This is a genomic window from Nocardia brasiliensis IFM 10847 (genome assembly GCF_000710915.1).
Taxonomy (GTDB): Bacteria; Actinomycetota; Actinomycetes; order Mycobacteriales; family Mycobacteriaceae; genus Nocardia; species Nocardia brasiliensis_A.
In genome coordinates, this window is record NZ_BAUA01000151.1 from 1 (window position 1) to 18,866 (window position 18,866).

General features: G+C 68.4%; 19 protein-coding genes. 6 read left to right on the top strand and 13 right to left on the bottom strand.

Features of this window, described 5'->3' with window-relative positions:
* Positions 1 to 411, top strand: a 411-nt coding sequence (locus NBRGI_RS44375; RefSeq protein WP_036561377.1) for a WYL domain-containing protein, incomplete at its 5' end; no start/stop codon positions are given.
* A gap of 9 nt (positions 412 to 420) precedes the next feature.
* Here the strand turns inward: NBRGI_RS44375 and NBRGI_RS29040 are convergent.
* Positions 421 to 930, bottom strand: a complete 510-nt coding sequence (locus NBRGI_RS29040) for an LppU/SCO3897 family protein (protein WP_226887074.1) — start codon at positions 928 to 930, stop codon at positions 421 to 423.
* A 314-nt stretch (positions 931 to 1,244) separates the two neighbouring features.
* Here NBRGI_RS29040 and NBRGI_RS29045 point away from each other — a divergent pair, with 314 nt between their 5' ends.
* On the top strand, positions 1,245 to 2,063 hold the full coding sequence (locus NBRGI_RS29045) for a hypothetical protein (protein ID WP_029900387.1): 819 nt from the start codon (positions 1,245 to 1,247) through the stop codon (positions 2,061 to 2,063).
* Between the two features lie 17 nt (positions 2,064 to 2,080).
* Here the strand turns inward: NBRGI_RS29045 and NBRGI_RS29050 are convergent, their stop codons facing one another.
* From NBRGI_RS29050 to NBRGI_RS29070, 5 genes are all read right to left on the bottom strand, one after another.
* Complete coding sequence (locus NBRGI_RS29050) at positions 2,081 to 3,484, bottom strand: M1 family metallopeptidase (RefSeq protein WP_029900388.1); 1,404 nt, start codon at positions 3,482 to 3,484, stop codon at positions 2,081 to 2,083.
* 73 nt (positions 3,485 to 3,557) lie between these two features.
* Positions 3,558 to 4,196 carry a LysE family translocator gene (locus tag NBRGI_RS29055; RefSeq protein ID WP_029900389.1) on the bottom strand — a complete coding sequence of 213 codons (639 nt, stop codon included), beginning with the start codon at positions 4,194 to 4,196 and terminating at the stop codon, positions 3,558 to 3,560.
* A 63-nt stretch (positions 4,197 to 4,259) separates the two neighbouring features.
* Positions 4,260 to 4,928, bottom strand: coding sequence for a DUF3239 domain-containing protein (locus NBRGI_RS29060; protein ID WP_029900390.1), 669 nt, complete (start codon positions 4,926 to 4,928; stop codon positions 4,260 to 4,262).
* A 41-nt stretch (positions 4,929 to 4,969) separates the two neighbouring features.
* On the bottom strand, positions 4,970 to 6,628 hold the full coding sequence (locus tag NBRGI_RS29065; RefSeq protein ID WP_029900391.1) for a DNA repair helicase XPB: 1,659 nt from the start codon (positions 6,626 to 6,628) through the stop codon (positions 4,970 to 4,972).
* A gap of 98 nt (positions 6,629 to 6,726) precedes the next feature.
* Positions 6,727 to 7,329, bottom strand: coding sequence for a GNAT family N-acetyltransferase (locus NBRGI_RS29070; protein ID WP_029900392.1), 603 nt, complete (start codon positions 7,327 to 7,329; stop codon positions 6,727 to 6,729).
* A gap of 107 nt (positions 7,330 to 7,436) precedes the next feature.
* Here NBRGI_RS29070 and sigJ point away from each other — a divergent pair, with 107 nt between their 5' ends.
* The 3 genes from sigJ (at position 7,437) to NBRGI_RS29085 (ending at position 10,190) form a co-directional block, all read left to right on the top strand.
* Positions 7,437 to 8,345, top strand: coding sequence for an RNA polymerase sigma factor SigJ (gene sigJ / locus NBRGI_RS29075; RefSeq protein WP_029900393.1), 909 nt, complete (start codon positions 7,437 to 7,439; stop codon positions 8,343 to 8,345).
* Between the two features lie 68 nt (positions 8,346 to 8,413).
* The gene (locus NBRGI_RS29080) at positions 8,414 to 9,586 is read left to right on the top strand and encodes a pyridoxal phosphate-dependent aminotransferase (protein WP_029900394.1); all 1,173 of its coding nucleotides are present in this window, start codon (positions 8,414 to 8,416) and stop codon (positions 9,584 to 9,586) included.
* A 55-nt stretch (positions 9,587 to 9,641) separates the two neighbouring features.
* The gene (locus NBRGI_RS29085) at positions 9,642 to 10,190 is read left to right on the top strand and encodes a dihydrofolate reductase family protein (protein ID WP_029900395.1); all 549 of its coding nucleotides are present in this window, start codon (positions 9,642 to 9,644) and stop codon (positions 10,188 to 10,190) included.
* A gap of 39 nt (positions 10,191 to 10,229) precedes the next feature.
* Here NBRGI_RS29085 and NBRGI_RS29090 read toward each other — a convergent pair whose 3' ends face one another.
* The 5 genes from NBRGI_RS29090 to NBRGI_RS29115 form a co-directional block, all read right to left on the bottom strand.
* Entirely contained in the window at positions 10,230 to 10,922 is a 693-nt protein-coding gene (locus tag NBRGI_RS29090; RefSeq protein ID WP_081878280.1) for a trimeric intracellular cation channel family protein, read from the bottom strand.
* A 64-nt stretch (positions 10,923 to 10,986) separates the two neighbouring features.
* The gene (locus NBRGI_RS29095) at positions 10,987 to 11,631 is read right to left on the bottom strand and encodes a LysE family translocator (RefSeq protein WP_029900397.1); all 645 of its coding nucleotides are present in this window, start codon (positions 11,629 to 11,631) and stop codon (positions 10,987 to 10,989) included.
* Positions 11,632 to 11,912: 281 nt separating this feature from the next.
* Positions 11,913 to 13,004 carry a 3-deoxy-7-phosphoheptulonate synthase gene (locus NBRGI_RS29105; protein WP_029900399.1) on the bottom strand — a complete coding sequence of 364 codons (1,092 nt, stop codon included), beginning with the start codon at positions 13,002 to 13,004 and terminating at the stop codon, positions 11,913 to 11,915.
* Positions 13,005 to 13,186: 182 nt separating this feature from the next.
* Entirely contained in the window at positions 13,187 to 13,657 is a 471-nt protein-coding gene (locus tag NBRGI_RS29110) for a carboxymuconolactone decarboxylase family protein (RefSeq protein ID WP_029900400.1), read from the bottom strand.
* A gap of 163 nt (positions 13,658 to 13,820) precedes the next feature.
* Positions 13,821 to 14,699, bottom strand: coding sequence for an oxidoreductase (locus tag NBRGI_RS29115; RefSeq protein ID WP_029900401.1), 879 nt, complete (start codon positions 14,697 to 14,699; stop codon positions 13,821 to 13,823).
* Positions 14,700 to 14,869: 170 nt separating this feature from the next.
* Between NBRGI_RS29115 and NBRGI_RS29120 the strand changes: the two genes are divergently transcribed.
* Positions 14,870 to 16,483 (top strand): (2,3-dihydroxybenzoyl)adenylate synthase, encoded by a 1,614-nt coding sequence (locus NBRGI_RS29120; RefSeq protein ID WP_029900402.1) that lies wholly within the window; start codon positions 14,870 to 14,872, stop codon positions 16,481 to 16,483.
* Between the two features lie 48 nt (positions 16,484 to 16,531).
* On the opposite strand, the gene nbtS is transcribed toward NBRGI_RS29120, so the two are convergent.
* Positions 16,532 to 17,845 (bottom strand): nocobactin biosynthesis salicylate synthase NbtS, encoded by a 1,314-nt coding sequence (gene nbtS, locus NBRGI_RS29125; RefSeq protein ID WP_029900403.1) that lies wholly within the window; start codon positions 17,843 to 17,845, stop codon positions 16,532 to 16,534.
* A gap of 103 nt (positions 17,846 to 17,948) precedes the next feature.
* Positions 17,949 to 18,713, bottom strand: coding sequence for a DUF2127 domain-containing protein (locus NBRGI_RS29130; protein ID WP_029900404.1), 765 nt, complete (start codon positions 18,711 to 18,713; stop codon positions 17,949 to 17,951).
* Positions 18,714 to 18,866 lie beyond the last annotated feature (153 nt).

The window sequence follows — 18,866 nt, forward strand, 5'->3', positions numbered from 1 at the left end:
GGATTCGGCGGGCGTCATTCGTGGGATCTGCGGCAGCGGGGCGCCCGGATTTCCATCCGGCCCAATGCCCGGCAGCCGTGGCGGCCGACGCCGCCGAGCACCGAACAGCTCGAGCTGCTCGTCACCGAACTGCGGGCGGCCGAACGCGCCACCAGCGCCCGTTCGGCGCAAGCGGTCCGCACGGACGGCACCAGGACCAACACCGCCGCGACGCTGGCGCTGCTGCAATTGGCGGCACGGGTGCGCCGACCGGTCAATATCGGCTACGTGGACGCGCAGGGCGTCGCGACGCAGCGCGTGGTGGAACCGCTCAAGGTGGGCAACGGCCAGCTGGACGCGCTGGACCCGGTGACGGGGGCGATCCGGCACTTCACGTTGCACCGGATCGCATCCGTCGCCCTCATCGAATGATCGAAGGGATCAGGCCTGCGGCTTGGCCAGGCAGAAGGTGATCTTCGGCGCTTCGGAGATGAGCCGGAAGCTGGTGGCATCCGTGCCGCACAGCAGTTCGTCGGCCTCGCCGTCGATCCGCTTCACCACCTTGAACGTCGCCTCGCTGGACGTGCAGGCCACGTGCTTGTACCCGGTGGTCGTGCTCTCGTTGTAGCAGGCGTCCTGCTTGAAGTTGGGCGCGAGGCACAGGAAAGCGGTGGTGCCGCCGCCCAGGGTCTCCTCGTAGGAGGTGTAGTCGGTCGCGCACTCGACCTTCTTGTCGTTCGACTGCGCGACCTTGTACACGGCCTTCTCCGACGAGCAGTCGATCGGCTCGGTCTTGGCGTCGGTGGACGATCCCGTGATGACGTTGATGCAGTCGCCGACCTTGGCCTTGGCCGTGTCGGACTTGCTCGCGTCCTTGGCCGCGGAACAGCCGACCACCGTGACCACTACCGCGGCCACCGCTACGAGGGCGAGCACCACACGTGCCAGCAACCTCGCTCCTGGAAACTTCACCTGAAAACCTCTCTCACCGAACACATTCACGCCGGTCGCGAACGCGGTGAGAATACCCGGACGCGCGACACGCCCGCATCAACTCCAGGGTTGATACCCCGGCCTCGGCTCACCAGATGGTGCCCCACATGCCGAGCAGCGAGTAGCCGAGGATGCTCGGAAGCAGACGGCCGAGCAATTGGAGTCCAAAGTAATTCACTAGCAATGCCTTTCGCGCATGACCACAACGTGGACACTCGTCCGATACGTGGTCTCTTTCGGTTCCTGCGAGCAAGTCGTTACGCTTGGTCAGTATGACCCTGGACGACATCGCCGTCGACCTGTACGGGCTCGCGCCGAACGAGTTCGTGCCGGCGCGCACCGCCCAGGTCAAGGCCGCCAAGGACGCGGGCGACAAGGAACTCGCCACCGCGATCGGCAAGTTGCGCAAACCGACGGTCACCGCGTGGGCGGCGAACCTGCTCGCCCGTGCAGTGCCGGACGAGGTCGAGGCGCTGTTGCAACTGGGTGCGGCGTTGCGCACGGCCCAGCAGCGGCTTTCCGGCGACGAACTGCGTACCCTCACCGGACAGCGCCAGCAGGCGGTCAACGCGCTGGCGAAGAAGGCGGGCGCGCTGGCCGCCGAACAGGGGCATCCGGTGAGCGAGAACGTGCTGCGCGAGATCGGGCAGACCCTGACCGCGGCACTGGCCGACCCGGAGGTCGCCGATCTGGTGCGCACCGGCACCTTGGCCACCGCACAGACCTACTCGGGTTTCGGCCCGTCCGGTCCCGGCCTGGTGGCGGTCGACGATCCCCCGGCCGCACCGCCGCAGGACACCGCAACCGACGACGACGCGCGCCGCGAACTGGACGATGCCTTGGCAGCGCTCGAGTCCGCCCGCGCGGCAAAGGATTCCGCGACAGACGAGGCCGAGCAGGCGACGAATCGCTTGGAAGACATCGATTCTCGGATCGCCGAACTGAAAGACGCGCTCGCGCATGCCGAGCAGGAGCGTCAGTTCGGCCGCACCGCCGAACGCGCGGCGCAGGACCAATTGCGTTCGGCCCAGCGCCAACTCGACCGGGTCGAGCGGTGGGTGGTGCGGGCCCGCGAGCGCGTCGCGGACTGACGACAGCGGTGCGCGACTCAGCCGCGCAGGCTGCCCGGGTAGCGGTATTCGTCCGGCGGCGGGGCGGCCTGATCGAGCCACGCGTCGAAGAAGCCGGTCAGATCCGTCGAAGATTTGGACTGCACGAACTTGCGGAACTCGGGCATCGACGCATTACCGTAGGCGTGCTTCGCGTTGAATTCCCTTACCGCGCCGAAGAACACGGCGTCGCCGAGTTGCCTGCGCAGCGCGTGCAGGAACAGCGGGCCGCGGTAGTAGACCGAGGTGAATTCGTTTCCGGCGCCCGGGTTCGCCAGCGGGATCTGCCAGAACTCGCTGTTGTCCAGATACTTCTGCAGCGTCTGGCGATACTCCGCGTCGACGTCCTTGCCTTCCTTCTGCTCCGGCCACAGATAATCCGCGGTGTAGCTGGCGAAGCATTCGTTCAGGCAGATATCGGACCACTGGCGCACCGACACCGAATCGCCCCACCACTGGTGCGCGATCTCGTGTACCACGGTCGGCAGGTCGGTCCACGGCGCGTAGATCGGCCGGGTTTGGGTCTCCAGCGAGAACATGATGTCGGCATCCACGTAGATGCCGCCCGAGGTCTCGAACGGGTAAGGGCCGTACAGGCTTTCGATGAAGTCGAGGATTTCCGGCAGTCGCTGCTCGGTCTCCCGGTTGCGTTCGGCCTCCGGGGCGAAGGCGCTGATCAACGGGGTGCCGTTGGCGCGGCGCTGCTCCAGGAAGCTGAACTTGTCGATCGCGACCGTGGTCAGGTAGCCGACCACCGGTTGGTTCACCGCCCAGCTGACCGTGCGCCGGTCGCCGTGCACCGCGTCCTGTGTGCGCAGACCGTTGGAGACCACCTCCCACTCCGCCGGGACCGTCGCGTGCAGCGCGAAAGTCGCCTTGTCCAGCGGCGTGTCGTTGAGCGGGTACCAGGTCGAGGCGGAGTGCGGCTCGCCCGCGGCGAAGGCGCCGCCGCTCGGCGCGTAAGTCCAGCCGTCGCCCTCGGTGTTCGCGGCGGTGCCCGCGTAGTCCACGGTCACGGTGAAGGCGAAGCCCGGCAGCAGCGGCAGCATCGGGGTCACGGTGAGTTCGTGCTCGCCGTTGCGGGCGAACGACGCGGGCATGTTGTTCACCGAGACCATCCGCACGTCAGGACCCGCGAAATCCAGGTTGAACATGCGCAACGCCTGCGTGGCGACGGCGTCGATCCGGGTGGATCCGGTGAGCTGATGGCTCGGCGGGTCGTATTCGATGGTGACGTCGTAGTGGCGGGCGTCGTAGCCGCCGTTGCCGTCCAGCGGGTAGTACGGGTCCCCGAGACCCGGCGCACCGACCGTCGGATCGGCGGGCGGCTGGGCCACAGCCGGCACCGAGACGGTGACCAGCGCTGCGGCGACCGCGGCACACACCAAGCCGGCGAACCTCATTCGCACACCACCCCTTTTCCGCCGCCTGGCATTCCGGTACGGGCGTACCGAGCCTCGGTGGATGGTAGTCGGTTCAGTCGGCGCTGCCGGTCAGCGCCACCGACGCGCCGAGGCCGACGATCATCATCCCGCCTGCACCGCCGACCGCTTCCAACCTACGCGGCGAGCGTGCGAACCACGACCGCGCCGAGGCCGCCAGCAGTGCCCACGCACTGTCACACACCACCGCGATGGCCAGGAACAGCGAGCCGAGAAGCAGGAACTGCAGTTGCAGCGAGCCGGCCGCCGGATCGGCGAAGTGCGGCAGGACCGCGGCGAAGAACACGATCGCCTTCGGGTTGGTGAGCCCCACGATCACGCTCTGCCGCAGCACCTTCGTGGTGGGCACGGCCGGGATCTCGGCGCCCAGCGCGGCGCGCAGCGACTTGCGCTCCCGGATCGCCTGGACGCCGATATAGATCAGATACAGCGCGCCGGCGAACTTGACCACCGCGAGCGCCAACGCCGACGCCATGAGCAGGGTACCGAGCCCCACCGCGACCAGAAGCAGCACGAAGAAGACGCCGAGGCAGTGCCCGGCCACCGACAGCAGCGCCGCGCGCCGGCCGAGGGTCAGCGCCCGTCCGATGGTGAACAGCACCCCGGGACCGGGCACGATGATGAGGACGATCGCCGCGGCCAGAAACGCCAGCAGGTTGGACAGTGGAACCATCTTCGGAGTCTATGCGCAGTGGCAACCCGAATTAAGGGAGATCACAACCGGACTCGTCGATGGTCAGGAACCCAGGTCGCCGGGCAACTGGTGCGGATCGAGCAGCAGGCGCCGGGCCGGAGCCCGGCGCACCTTGTCGGCCAGCGCGAGATTATCGGTGAGCAGCCGCCATTCGACGTCGCTGATCGCGTCCCTGGCGCGTTCGATGACGGTTTCGTCGGTGGTGCCCCAGGCGATGGGCATCGCACTGACCGATTGCCAGCGCTCCCCGACCTGCCGCGGCGCCCGATCGGTGCGCACCGCGACCGCGGGCACCCGCTCGCCCGCTCTCGCCGCATGCCCCGGCAGCGCGCGGACCTTGCGGATGACCAGCGCGTAGTGCGAATCGGTGGCGCCCGGCTTGGCCACGTCGACCAGCGCCAACAGCACCACGCCGGACGGGTAGGTCTCCGAGATCACCGCGGGCACCAGTTCGCCGTCGGCATACAGCTTGTCCATGCTGGCGTGTCGCGAGGTCCAGACGGCCACCCACACCGACACCACCGCGCCGAGCACGAACGCGACCGCCAGCAGATAGGCCCACGGATGGTCGAGCCAGATCAGATAGGCCGCACCGGTGGTCGCGATGATCCCCGCCGCGATCGCCATGACGCGCAGCCGTCGCTGGTCGGCGAACACCTCGTTGACCGCATGGGCATGTTTGCGGTCGACCGGGAATTCGAAGCGTCGCACGTCCCTATTCCTAGCACAGCTTGCGGAGGAATTGTCTCCGCTTATCCGATGGCCGGACCGAGCAGGTCGTCTGCGTCGGTGATGCGGTAGGCATACCCCTGTTCGGCGAGAAAACGCTGGCGATGTGCGGCGTATTCGGCGTCGAGGGTGTCCCTGGCCACCACCGAATAGAAATGCGCTTGGCCGCCATCGTGTTTCGGCCGCAGCAGCCGACCGAGACGCTGCGCCTCCTCCTGACGGGACCCGAACGTACCCGAAACCTGCACCGCGACCGAGGCTTCCGGCAGATCGATGGAGAAGTTCGCCACCTTGCTCACCACCAGCACGGGGACCTCCCCCTGCCGGAACGCCTCGAAGAGCTCTTCTCGCTCTTTGGTTTTCGTCGAACCCTGGATCACCGGGGCGTTGAGTGCGGCGCCCAATTCGTCGAGCTGGTCCAGGTATGCGCCGATCACCAGCGTCGGCGCGTCCGCGTGCTTGGCCAGGATCGACTGCACCACCGGGATTTTCGTGCGCGCCGTGGAGCACAGCTTGTAACGCTCCTCCGGTTCCGCCGTCGCGTAGGCCATCCGCTCCGCGTCGGTGAGCGTCACCCGCACCTCGACGCAGTCGGCCGGGGCGATCCAGCCCTGCGCCTCGATGTCCTTCCACGGCGCGTCGTAGCGCTTCGGGCCGATCAGCGAGAAGACGTCGCCCTCGCGGCCGTCCTCCCGGACCAGGGTCGCGGTCAGGCCGAGGCGCCGACGCGACTGCAGGTCGGCGGTCATCCGGAAGACCGGCGCGGGTAGCAGGTGCACCTCGTCGTAGATGACCAGGCCCCAGTCGCGGCTGTCGAACAGTTCCAGGTGCTTGTACTCGCCCTTGGTCCGCCGAGTGATCACCTGATAGGTGGCGATGGTGACCGGGCGGATCTCCTTGCGCTCGCCCGAGTACTCGCCGATCTCGTCCTCGGTGAGCGAGGTGCGCGCCAGCAGCTCGCGCCGCCACTGCCGACCGGCCACGGTGTTGGTGACCAGGATCAACGTGGTCGCTTTCGCCTTGGCCATCGCCGCCGCGCCGACCATGGTCTTGCCCGCGCCGCACGGCAGCACGACGACGCCGGATCCGCCCGCCCAGAACGAGTCGGCGGCCAGCTCCTGATAGTCGCGCAGATGCCACTTGTCGTCGCTGTAGTCCAGGTCGATGGGGTGCGCTTCGCCGTCGACGTACCCGGCCAGGTCCTCCGCGGGCCAGCCGATCTTCAGCAGCATCTGCTTGATCCGCCCGCGCTCTGAGGCGTGCACGACCACCGTGTCGTCGTCCAGCCTGGCGCCGAGCATCGGCGCGATCTTCTTGTGCCGCAGCACCTCTTCCAGCACGGCGCGATCCAGGCTGACCAGGGTCAAACCGTGCGCCGGATGCTTGACCAGCTGCAACCGCCCGTACCGCGCCATGGTGTCCACCACGTCCACCAGCAGTGGCTGCGGCACCGCGTACCGGGAGAAGCTGACCAGCGCGTCCACCACCTGCTCGGCGTCGTGCCCCGCCGCCCGCGCGTTCCACAGCGCCAACGGCGTCACCCGATAGGTGTGCACATGCTCCGGCGCCCGCTCCAGCTCGGCGAACGGCGCGATGGCCTGCCGCGCCGCGTCGGCCAACTCGTGGTCGACCTCCAGCAGCAGCGTCTTGTCACTCTGCACAATCAGCGGACCGTCCGTCACAGCCCCTCCTCGCATCGATTCCCCCTATTCTTCCTGAACCCCCCGACACCCGCCCACGGCCGGTACCCCTGACCACGGGAATCGGGGTGGGAGCGGGGTCAGTGGGGGCCTGGGGAAGGCTCGAGGGTGCGGTGGAATTCGGCGGGCCAGTCGGTGACGGGGCCGGAGGGGTCGGTGTTGAGGCGGGCGGCGAGCCAGTGGTCGCGGCGGCGGCCGCGCTGCAGGCTGCCGAGCCGGGACAGGCCCTCGTAGCGGAAGCCGGTGCGGCGGACCACGGCGGCCGAAGGATAGTTGCCGACGAACGCACGCCAGCTGATGCGTTGCAGCGCGAGCCGGTCGGGACGGAAGCCGTAGTCACAGACCAGCGCGACGGACTGGGTCATCAGCCCGCGCGAGCGGACCCGCGGCGCCAGCCAGTAGCCGATCTCGGCGGACGATTCGTCGCGTTCACCGAGACCGATCATGCCGACGACCGGGCCGTCCGCGCGCTCGCGCACCGCCCAGGTCGGGCTCTTGCCCGCCCAACCGGGTCCGACGATGTCCTCGATGAAGGTCTTCGCGTTCTCGCGGGTGTACGGCACCGGAATGGTCACCCATGCACCGATGGACGGATGCTGACAGCATTCGGTGATCGCGTCGATGTCCTCGCTCGTGGGGATCGACAGCCATACCGTTCCGTTCGTCAGCACCTGTGCATCCATCGAGTCATGTTGTCATGAACAGCGCGGCCAGTTCACCGGGTTTCTCGCGCGTCGCCCGGACGGCACCGGGGTAAACCCCGTCTAGGACAGATCGTAGAATCATCTCGATGGTTGCCGCTCTGCTTGCCGGACAGTTCGAATCACATCGAGCGCATCTGCTCTCGGTCGCGTATCGGCTGACGGGCAGCGTCGGCGATGCCGAGGACGCGGTGCAGGAGAGCTGGCTGCGCCTGGCGGGAGCGCACCAGTCCGAGATCGACGACCTGCGCGCCTGGTTGACCACCGTGGTGAGCCGGATCTGCCTGGACCGCTTGCGCAGTGCCGCGGTGCGCCGGGAAAGCTATGTGGGGCAATGGCTGCCGGAACCCGTGGTGACCGGCCGCACCAGGTCGAGCACGCCGGACCCGCTGGAGATCGTGGTCCGCCACCAGGACTACCGCCTCGCGGCAATGGTGGTGCTGGACAGTCTTACTCCGCCCCAGCGCGTGGCTTTCGTGCTGCACGAAGGCCTTTCGGTGCCGTTCACCGAGATCGCACAGCTGCTCGACGTCTCGCCCGAGGCGGCACGCCAGCTCGCCGCGCGGGCGCGCAAGGCCGTGGCGCACACCCCGCCGCCGGTGCCCGACGCCGAGCACGAGGCGGCCGTGCACCGCTTCCTGGACGCGTTGGGTTCGGGTGACGTGCGCGCGGTTGCCGCTGCGCTGCACCCGGATTCGATCGTGATCGGTGACGCCGACGGCACCACGTCCACCGCGATCAACGTCGTGCAGGGCGCGGACCGGATCGCGCGGTTCTATCTGGGCATCGTGCGCAAATACGGCATGACGCCGGACGCGGCGGACCCGATGTTCACCGCCGAGCTGGTGTCGGTGAACGGACAGCTCGGCGTCGCGGTCACCGCGGCGGACGAGGACCGCCCGGCGCGGGTGATCGGATTCACCATCCGCGACGGACTGGTCTGGGGCACCTACGACCTGGCGAACCCGGCGAAACTCACCGGCGTCCGGCTGGGCTGAGACAACCCCCTACCGTTCACCCTTCATCCGGCGGCCTGCCTCGGCGGCGAATTCACTACGCTGCGGATATGCCTCCGCAACCCGCCACCGTTGCCCGCCTGCGCCCGTTCGCCGCCACGATCTTCGCCGAGATGACCGAGCTCGCGGTGCGTCACGACGCGGTCAATCTCGGCCAGGGTTTCCCGGACACCGACGGCCCCGCGGGCATGCTCGAGGTGGCCCGGCAGTCCATCGCCGACGGCCTCAACCAGTACCCGCCGGGCCGCGGCAGGCCCGAGCTGCGCCGCGCCATCGCCGCTGATCGGGCCCGCCGCTACGGCACCGAGTACGACCCCGACAACCAGGTGCTGGTGACGGTCGGCGCGACGGAGGCGATCGCCGCCGCGATCCTCGGCTTGGTCGAGCCGGGCGCGGAAGTGGTGCTGATCGAGCCGTACTACGACTCCTACGCCGCGGCGGTCGCGCTGGCCGGCGCACAGCGGCGGACCGCACACCTGGTCGCCGACGGCGACCGCTTCGTGCTCGATCTGGACAGCCTGCGCGCCGCCGTCACCCCGGCAACCAGGATGCTGGTGGTCAATTCGCCGCACAACCCGACGGGCACCGTGCTCGGCCGGGCCGATCTGCAGGCCATCGCCGAAATCGCCTGTGCGCACGATCTTCTGGTGCTGACCGACGAGGTGTACGAGCACCTGGTGTTCGACGGCACCGAGCACATCAGCCTGGCCACGCTGCCGGGTATGGCCGAACGCACCGTCGTGGTGTCCAGCGCGGCAAAGACTTTCAACGTCACGGGCTGGAAGATCGGCTGGGCGTGCGGGCCCAAGGAATTGATCGACGGCGTGCTCGCGGCCAAGCAGTTCCTGACCTTCGTCGGCGGCGGGCCCTTCCAGCCCGCGATCGCGCACGCGCTGAACAACGAGCTGGACTGGGTGGCCGGGCTGCGCGAAGACCTGTCCGCCAAGCGACTTCGCCTCTCCGCCGCGCTCGCCGACACCGGTTTCGAGGTGACCTACAGCGCGGGCGGCTATTTCGTCTGCGGCGACGTCACCCCGCTCGGCACAGCCGACGGGCTGGCCTTCTGCCGCGAACTGCCGAAGCGGCTCGGCGTCGCCGCGGTGCCGCTCAGCGTGTTCGCCGATGACACCGCCGCGTGGAACCACCTGGTGCGCTTCACCTTCTGCAAGCGCGACGAGACGATCGATGAGGGTGTGCGCCGCCTGCGCGCCGTCATGCGCTGACCGATACGGAAAACCTTGACCTACCCTGTCAGGATTGGCTGACAGGGTAGGTCGCATGGTGACGCAATACTTCACGGCGACGACCCTCGACGGCTATCTCGCGGACGAACACAACTCGCTCGACTGGCTGTTCACGGTCGCGGGCGCCGACGAGATGGCCGAGCACAATGTCGACGAATTCATCGGCGGCGTCGGCGCGATGTGCATGGGCGCGACCACCTACGAGTGGATCCTGGCCAACGACGAACCCGAGAACTGGCGCAAGTCCTACGGCGAGCTTCCCTGCTGGGTCTTCACCCACCGCGAGTTGCCCGCGCTGCCGGACGCGAACCTGCGTTTCGTCTCCGGTGCGGTCGGGCCGGTGCACCGGGACATGGTCGCGGCGGCCGGCGATCGCAATGTCTGGGTGCTCGGCGGCGGTGAGCTGGTCGGCCAGTTCGCCGACGCCGGCCTGCTGGACGAGATCATCGCGGGCGTCACGCCGGTCACCCTCGGCGCCGGTGCGCCACTGCTGCCCCGGCGCATCCTTTCCGATCGGCTGGAACTCGTGGATGTCACTCGAATCGGACAGTTCGCCCAGCTGACCTACCGACTGAAGTCCTAGGCTCTGTCTCGAAGTCCGGATGGGACTTCGAGACAGGGCCTAGGTGAGATGTCCGCGTGGTTCCGGTCGCCGGCGCGCCTGCGGTGCCCGCCAACGGAAACGCAGTGCGAGGAGACGAAATCCGATGGCGCCCAGCGCCGCCAGCGCACCGGTCCACGCGTGATACAGCTCGAAATGCAACAGCACCGCGGTACAGATCGCACCGACCAGCGCGGGCACGGCGTAGATCTGATCTGGCCGCAGCACATTCGGTGTCTGGCCGCCGAGCAGGTCGCGGATGACACCGCCGCCGATCGCGGTGACCAGGCCGAGCAGTGCCGCCGACGGGGCTCCGGCACCCGCGGTGTAGGCGACGACAGTGCCTGTCACACAGAACAACCCGAGGCCGAACGCATCGGCCACCTCGAGCGGCCCTTTGGTGAGCCGGCGCGGCGGATGCCAGAAGAAGATCACCAGCGCGGCGAGCAGGGCGGTCCACAGATAACTCAGATCCACGAAGGCGGCGGGTGGGGTCCGCCCGATCAGCAGGTCTCGGATGACACCGCCGCCGAGCGCCGTACTGCACGCCAGCACGACGATCCCGAAGATGTCGAAATCCCGGCGCACCGCGAGCAGCGCACCCGAACTCGCGAACGCGAACACCCCGAACAACTCACCGAGATGCTGCACCGCACCGACCGCCGAGCCGAAATACCCGGCCAGCGCCACACTCTCAGCACCGAATTCCACCATGCCGCTCACCGTGCCATACCCGGCCCCGTCCGACCGCCCGCCACGAGCGGCCCGAACGAGCAGGTCAGGCCGGGGTGGGCCGAGCGCGGTCGGTGGCGACGAGGACGGCGATGGCGCCGAGCATCGTGCCCATCAGGTAGCGCTGCACGCGCAGCCAGAGCGGACGACCGGTCAGGAACGTCGCGATGCCGCCGGCGCCGAGCACGATCAGGCCGTTCACCGTCAAGGCCACGGCGATCTGCACCGCGCCGAGGCAGAGGCTCTGCAACCAGACCTGGCCGTGACCGGGCACCACGAACTGCGGGATCAACGCCATGTACATGATCGCGATCTTCGGGTTCAGCAGATTGGTGACCAGCCCCATGGTGAACAGGCGCCGCGCCGGGTCCGGAGCCAAGGCCGCGGGCGCGAACACCGACGTCCCGCCGGGTCGCAACGCCTGCCACGCCAGCCACAGCAGATAGGCCGCGCCGGCGAGCTTCACCGCCAGATAGAGACCGGGCACCACCGCGAACACCGCGGTGATCCCGGCGGCGGCCGCGAGCAGATACACCCCGAATCCCGCCGCCACACCGCCGAGCGAGACCAGTCCCGCCCGCCTGCCCTGCGCCACCGTGCGCGACACCAGATACATCATGTTCGGCCCCGGCGTCAGCACCATGCCCAACGCCACCGCCGCCACCCCGAACACCGCCGCCATCTCGATCACGCTGCCGATTCTCGCCGAATCGCGGGCCGCGCGTCGCGGTCCACTTTCCGGTCGCTGGCCTTTCGACCGGCACAAACCGCGTCCCGCGGCATCGTTCCCGTCCTACATTGCGACCATGGCCGTCCACCCGGCGGCAAGCTCCGCACGCACCTCGCCGACGCGGGGTTCGCCGTGCGCGTCAGCACCGTCGGTGACCTGCTCGGCGTCCTCGCCACCCCGGAACGAGACTGACGGCCCGGCTGCCCGCGCATCCCGGCGGGCAGCCGAAACCGGCACGGCCGTCAACGATTACGGCGCTCCGCGACCGCGGCGGCCAAGCGATCGAGCTGGCTCGCGGTGGTCTCCCAGTCCAGGCAGGCGTCGGTGATGGACTGCCCGTAGGTGAGGTCGGCGGCCTTGCCGAGGGTGAGATCCTGCCGACCCGCCACGAGGAAGCTCTCCAGCATCACACCGACCACGCCGGGCTCGCCCGCCGCCAGCCGCTCGGCGATATCGGTCACCACGTCGACCTGCTTGTTGTGGTCCTTGTTGCTGTTGCCGTGACTGGCGTCGACCACGAGCCGCTGCGGCAGCGCCGCCTTCTCCAGCCGCAGGCAGGCCTCAGCCACCGAGGCGGCGTCATAGTTCGGGCCGGTGCTGCCACCACGAAGGATCACGTGGCAGTCCGGGTTGCCGGTGGTGCGGATCAGCGCGGCGCGGCCGTCGAGGTCGGTACCCGGGAACACATGGCTGGCCGCCGCGGCGCGAACGCCGTCCACGGCCACCTGCACGTCACCGTCGGTGCCGTTCTTGATGCCCACCGGCATGGACAGGGCGCTGCTCAGCTGCCGATGCACCTGGCTGGCCGCGGTGCGCGCGCCGATGGCGCCGTAGGAGACCAGGTCCGCGATGTACTGCGGGGTGATCGGATCGAGGAACTCGCACGCCACCGGCAGGCCGAGTGCGGTGATGTCGACCAGCACCTTGCGACCGATGCCGAGGCCGGTGTTGACGTCGAAGGAGCCGTCCAGGTGCGGATCGTTGATCAGGCCCTTCCAGCCGAGCGTGGTGCGGGGCTTCTCGAAGTACACCCGCATCACCACGTGCAGCCGGTCGTCCAGCTCGGCCGCTTTGGCAGCCAGCCGACGGGCGTAGTCGAGCGCCGCGGCGGGATCGTGTACCGAGCACGGGCCGACGATCACCATGAGGCGATCGTCGGCGCCGTTCAGCACGTCGACGGTGGCGGCGCGGCCCTTACGGACGGTGTCGGCCAGTTCGTCGGTGATCGGATGCACGCGACGGACCTCGGCGGGTGAGCGCAACGGGCTCACGCTCATCGTGCGTTGGTCATCGAGATCGCAATGCCGCGGATCTATATCGGCAGCTCGTGTCATTGTCGTGGGTTCCTTTTCTTCGGCCGACCCACGGACGTGAAACCCCGTCGAGCCGGTCCATATCCGGCTCGGGGTGGAATGTCGTCAGCGCATGTGGTTGCCGCAGACCAGCCCACCCAGGGCCGGCTTGCTAAACCAGAAATACGCGCGCTGCACGTCGGCGACTGTACCAGGTCGGGAATTCACCCCCATTGACCCGGGGTGTAGTCGCCCGCGGGAGTGCGGGCGATGACGTTCATCCGGTTCCAGGCGTTGATCATCGCGATGGCGGCGATGAGCGCGGCGATCTGGTCCTCGTCGTAGTGCTTCTGCACCTGCTGCCACACCTCGTCGCTGACACCGCGGCCGTCACCGATCCGGGTGGCCTCCTCGGTCAGCGCCAGCGCGGCACGCTCGGCCTCGGTGAAGACGGTGGCCTCGGGCCAGGCCGCGACCAGATTGAGCCGCACCGAGGTCTCCCCGGCGTGCGCGGCGTCCTTGGTGTGCATGTCGGTGCAGTAGCCGCAGCCGTTGATCTGGCTGGCCCGGATCTTGACCAGCTCGTAAGTCGCTGCGGGCAGCGTGGATTCGGCGACCACCCGGCCCGCGGTGTTGAGGCGCTTGACGAAGCTGGCCGCGACGCGGTTGCCGAAGAGGTTGAAGCGAGCGCTCATGATGTCTGCCTTCTTTCTGATTCGTGCCGTGCTGGGCGGTTCACAGAGAGGACGAAGCAGCGCCGCGAGGTGTGACACCGATCGAGGAGTGAGGTGGACCACTCACCGTCGCACCGCCATCGGCGCAGGCGGGCACACCCCGCCGCGGCAGACGATGCGAACCCTACGTGCCGAAGTCGTAGCTGACGCCGGTCAGTTTCTCCGACAGCTCCCACAGGCCACGCGCGACACCTTCGTCCCGAGATGCCTTGGAGGAGCCCGAGACGCCGGGGTAACCGCGCAACCCGCCGAACCTGGTCGGTCCGTAGTAGCCACCCGGCTCGACCTCGGTGGTGGCGGCGTACAGCGTTGCCAGCGCACCCATTTCGGCGCTCTGTGCGAGCACCCGGTTGCCCAGCCACATCACCCGGTCCTGGAGCGACTCGGTGTGCGACTGCAATTCGGTCGAGGCGTAGCCGGGGTGCGCGGCGACCGAGATCGTCGGCGAGCCCGCGGCGGTGAGCCTGCGTTGCAGTTCGTAGGCGAACATCAGGTTGGCCAGCTTCGCCTGGCCATAGGCTTGCCAACGCTGGTACTTGCGGCGCTCCCAGTTCAAGTCGTCCAGGTCGATCTTGCCGATCACGTGCGCACCGCTGGCCACGGTGACCACCCGCTGTGAGATCTTGGGCAGCAGTAGCCCGGTCAACGCGAAATGCCCGAGATGGTTTGTGCCCACCTGCATTTCGAAACCGTCGGCGGTGCGCTGCTCGGGCAGTGCCATCACCCCGGCATTGTTGATCAGCACGTCGGCACCGTCGGTGGCCGCGGCGAACTCGCGGATCGAGGCCAGGCTCGCGAGATCCAACTGACGCACGACCGCGCGCTCCCCCAGTTCCGCGGCTACGCGCTCCCCCTTGGCCACGTTCCGGCAAGCCAGCACCACCTGCGCCCCGGCGCGGACGAGCGCGCCTGCCGTGACCGCCCCCAGGCCGCTGTTCGCGCCGGTCACGATGAACGTGCGTCCGGTCTGATCGGGCATGTCCGAGGTATCCCACCTGCTCATAGCCGAGAATTCTAAACGGATTCGCAGCCTTTCCCGAGGGTCGCGCGAGCCCGCCGCAGCGGCGGTCAGAGGCTCCGTAGCAGCACCGACCATGGTGAGATAGGGTTGCCTAACCTACATGCCGAGATCCGCCGACCGCGCTCGGCTCGAGTTGTCTGTGAGGCAAGACCGTGACTTCGACATCCACCACGCATCGCGCGGGCTACGTCGGCTTCCCCACCGAAGCCGCCGACGCCTACCGAGCCGCCGGATACTGGACCGGACGCCCGCTGGCCGACCTGCTGCGCGATACGGCCCGGCGGCATCCGCACCGGCCCGCGCTGCTCGACGCCGAACAGACGCGCAGCTACGCATGGCTCGACGCGGAGGCCGACCGGATGGCGCACGGTTTGCTCGCACTCGGCATCGCGCCGGGCGACCGGGTAGTGGTGCAACTGCCGAACGTGCCGGAGTTCTTGACCGTGCTCTTCGGCGCACTACGCGCGGGCATCATCCCGGTGCTGACGCTGCCCGCCCACCGCCGAGCCGAAATCGAGCATCTGGCAGCACTTTCCGAAGCCGTCGCCTACATCATCGTGGACCGCCTAGGCGACTTCGACTATCGCGAACTGGCCGATACGGTGCGCGCCGCGGTACCGACGCTGCGGCATGTGCTGGTGGTCGGCGAGCCCGGCGCCGGAACCGATCTGGCCTCGGTGCCCCGCGCGGGTGCGACGCTGCCGGAGATCGATCCGAGCGATATCGCGCTGATGCTGGTCTCCGGCGGCACCACGGGTCTGCCGAAGCTGATCGCGCGCACCCACGACGACTACGTCTACAACGCCACCGCGAGCGCCGCGATCTGCGAACTCACCGAGGACGACGTCTATCTGGCCACCTTGCCTGCGGCGCACAACTTTCCGCTCGCCTGCCCGGGCATCCTCGGCACCGTGAGCGTGGGCGGCGCGGTGAGTTTCGTCACCGACCCGAGCCCGGAGAACGCCTTCGCGGCGATCGAACGACACCGGGTGACCGTCACGGCCGTGGTGCCGCCGCTGGCCCAACTGTGGTGCGCCGCAACCGAATGGGAGGAGGCCGACCTGAGTTCGCTGCGCCTGCTCCAGGTGGGCGGCGCGAAGCTGGCCGAGGTCAACGCGCGCGAGGTGACGCCCGCGCTCGGCGCCACGCTGCAGCAGGTGTTCGGCATGGCGGAGGGCTTGCTCAACTACACCCGGCTCGACGACGACGCCGAACTGCTGTGCACCACGCAGGGCCGGGCGCTCTCGCCCGACGACGAGATCCGGGTGGTGGACGCGGAAGGCAATGACGTGCCGCCCGGCGCGGAGGGCGAGTTGCTGACCAAGGGCCCCTACACGATTCGCGGCTACTACCGTGCACCCGAGCACAACGCGCGCGCCTTCACCCCCGACGGCTACTACCGCAGCGGTGATCTGGTGCGCCGGCTGCCGAGCGGTCACCTGATCGTCTCCGGACGGATCAAGGACGTGATCAATCGCGGCGGCGAGAACATCTCCTGCGACGAACTCGAGGAACACCTGCTCGCGCACCCGGCCGTGCGGCACGCCGCCGCCGTCGGCCTGCCCGATCCGACGCTCGGCGAAAAGGTCTGCGCCGTCCTCGTCGTCGACGGCGATATGCCGACCCTGGCGCAGATCAAGACGTTCCTCATCGACCGCGGTCTGGCCACCTACAAGCTGCCCGATGTGCTCCGTCGCGCGGACACGCTGCCCGTCACCGCCGTCGGCAAGATCGACAAGAAGGTGCTGCGCGGCCTCGAGGGATGAGACAGCAAACGGGCAGTACCCCCTTTCGGCGTACTGCCCGTCTTGTCGTCAGGCGCGCACTACGTAAGGCGCGATGCTGCCGAGCTTTTCGCAGGTCTCCTCGAACTCCCGATCCGGACGCGATTGCCCGACGATGCCGGCGCCGGCACGCAGCCAGGCGCCCTCGGTGTTCTGGTACACCGCGCGCAGCACCAGGGTGGCCTCCAGCGCGCCGGTGGGCGAAACCGTCACCACCGCACCGGAATACAGACCGCGCGCGTCGTGATCGAGCCGGAACACCGAATCGATGCCCTCACGCTTGGGAATGCCGGAGGCGGTGACCGACGGGAACAGCACCTCGAGCGCGTCCCAGCTGGACCGGTCGGCGGCCAAGCGGCCGCGCACCGTGGAGGCGAGATGCTGCACGCTGCCGCGCTCGCGCACCACCATGAAATCGGAGACCGCTGGGGTGCCGGGATCGGCCACGGCGGCGATCTCCGCGAACGAGGTGCGCACCGAAATGGCGTGCTCCACGATCTCTTTCGGGTCGCTGACCAGGTCGGCCCGGGCCGCCATGTCGACCGCCTCGCCACGGCCGAAGGCACGGGTGCCCGCCAGCGGCTCCGTGGTCACCACTCGGTTCTCGTCGACCGACGCGACCAGTTCGGGGCTGAAGCCCGCCGCCTCGAGTCCGCCGAGGCGGAGCAGGAACGAGCGTGCGGGCGTGTTGTTCGCCCGGCCGAGCCGGTAGGTCGCGGGCACGTCCACCACGAACGGCAGATCGACCTTCCTGGACAGGATGACCTTCTGATACCGGCCCGCCTGGATCTCGCCGACCGCCTCGGCGACCCGGTCCCGGTAGCCGGTCGGATCGATCCGGACATCGGCGGGATGCGCCTGCGGCAGTTCGGATTCCTGCGATTCGGCGATCAGCGTGTGGATATCGCCCGTCTCGGTCGGGGTGGCGCCGGACACCCGGACGCCGTAGGCGCCGACTCGGACCTCGATCCGGGGAATCATCAAGTGCGCCACCGTCGTCCGCGGATCCAGGTGCTCGGTGGCCTGGAATGCCCACGCGCAGAACTCGAATCCGATCCAGCCGTACGCGTTGCGACCGGCCAGCGGCAACGCGCGCAGCGCCGCATCGATGACGGTGGCCGGGCTGCCCTCCCACTTGCTGGTGGTCGTCTTCCCGTCCCAGGTGACCCGCAGCTCTTCGACGTCCAATTCGATGCCGCCGATCGGATCGGCGGCGAAGACCCATTCACCCGGGCTCTCGTACATGACGTACTCACCGAACCGATCTGCCCCCGCCAGTCGGGACATCGCTGCCGCCGGATCGGTTACATACTCCACCCGCAAGCGTTCGTCCGTGGTCGACAACGATCCTCCAAAAGCTCAAAACTGGCTGACTTGGAGGTAAGGTTAGCATTACCTGATTCAAGAAGAGCTGTGCTGGCGAACACAGCCGAGGACCCATGGAAGCCTAGTTCGCCGGTACCGCCAGGGCCGAACGCTCGACGCTCAGCAAACTCTCCGCACTATGCTCGGCATGGTAGGCGGCGCCGCCGCCGCGCAACCCGAACAGTCGCTTGGAGTAGAGCAGCCAGACCACCGCGACGATATTGATCAGCAACGCGCCGATCCGCAGCACGGTGATCTTCTCGGTCAACTCGTAGATCTCCAGCGGCAGGAACAGGCTCGTCGCGACCACTGCGAAATACTCGCCCCAGCGCTTCATCAGCCACAGGCCGGTCGCCTCGATCACCTGCAACCCGGCGTAGACGAAAATCCCGGCCGCCACCCACAGCAGCGTCGTGTTCGACAGGGAGAACGCCTCATCGATCAGGTGCACGATCTTCGAACGGTCGATGTCCCAGCCGAGTTGGTCGGCCAGTGGGCGCAGCAGCGGCAGGTCCTGGTCGAACGCCGCGCGCATCGTCTCGCGCGAGGACCGGAACTTCAGCACCCCGAACGCGGCGGCCACCAGCACCAGGCCACGCAGCAGTCGTTCGATCGCCAAGGCGCGCATCAGCCAGCGATCCCGCAGCAGTCGCCCGCGCGGCACCTCCGGCGCGTGATCGGCCGGGCCGGACCCCACCGGGTCACCGGGCACGAAGGTGCCACAGCGCAGGCAGCGCCACGCCACCCCCGCCACGGTGTCGACGCGCAGCCGCGCCGCCAGATCCGGTTCATCCGGCTGGTAGGTGTAGTGGCCGTGCCAGCCGCACGCGCGCAACGCCCAGTCCATCCGCGCAGCCTAATTCGGCTCGGCGACGCGACAACGGATCGGCGCGGTAAGTCGATCTAGTTCCAATGGAAATCAACCTGCGACCCGAAGGCCCCGCCGCGCCCTATGATCCAGTCCAACGCACATATCGATCCTGACCGACGCAACACGTCA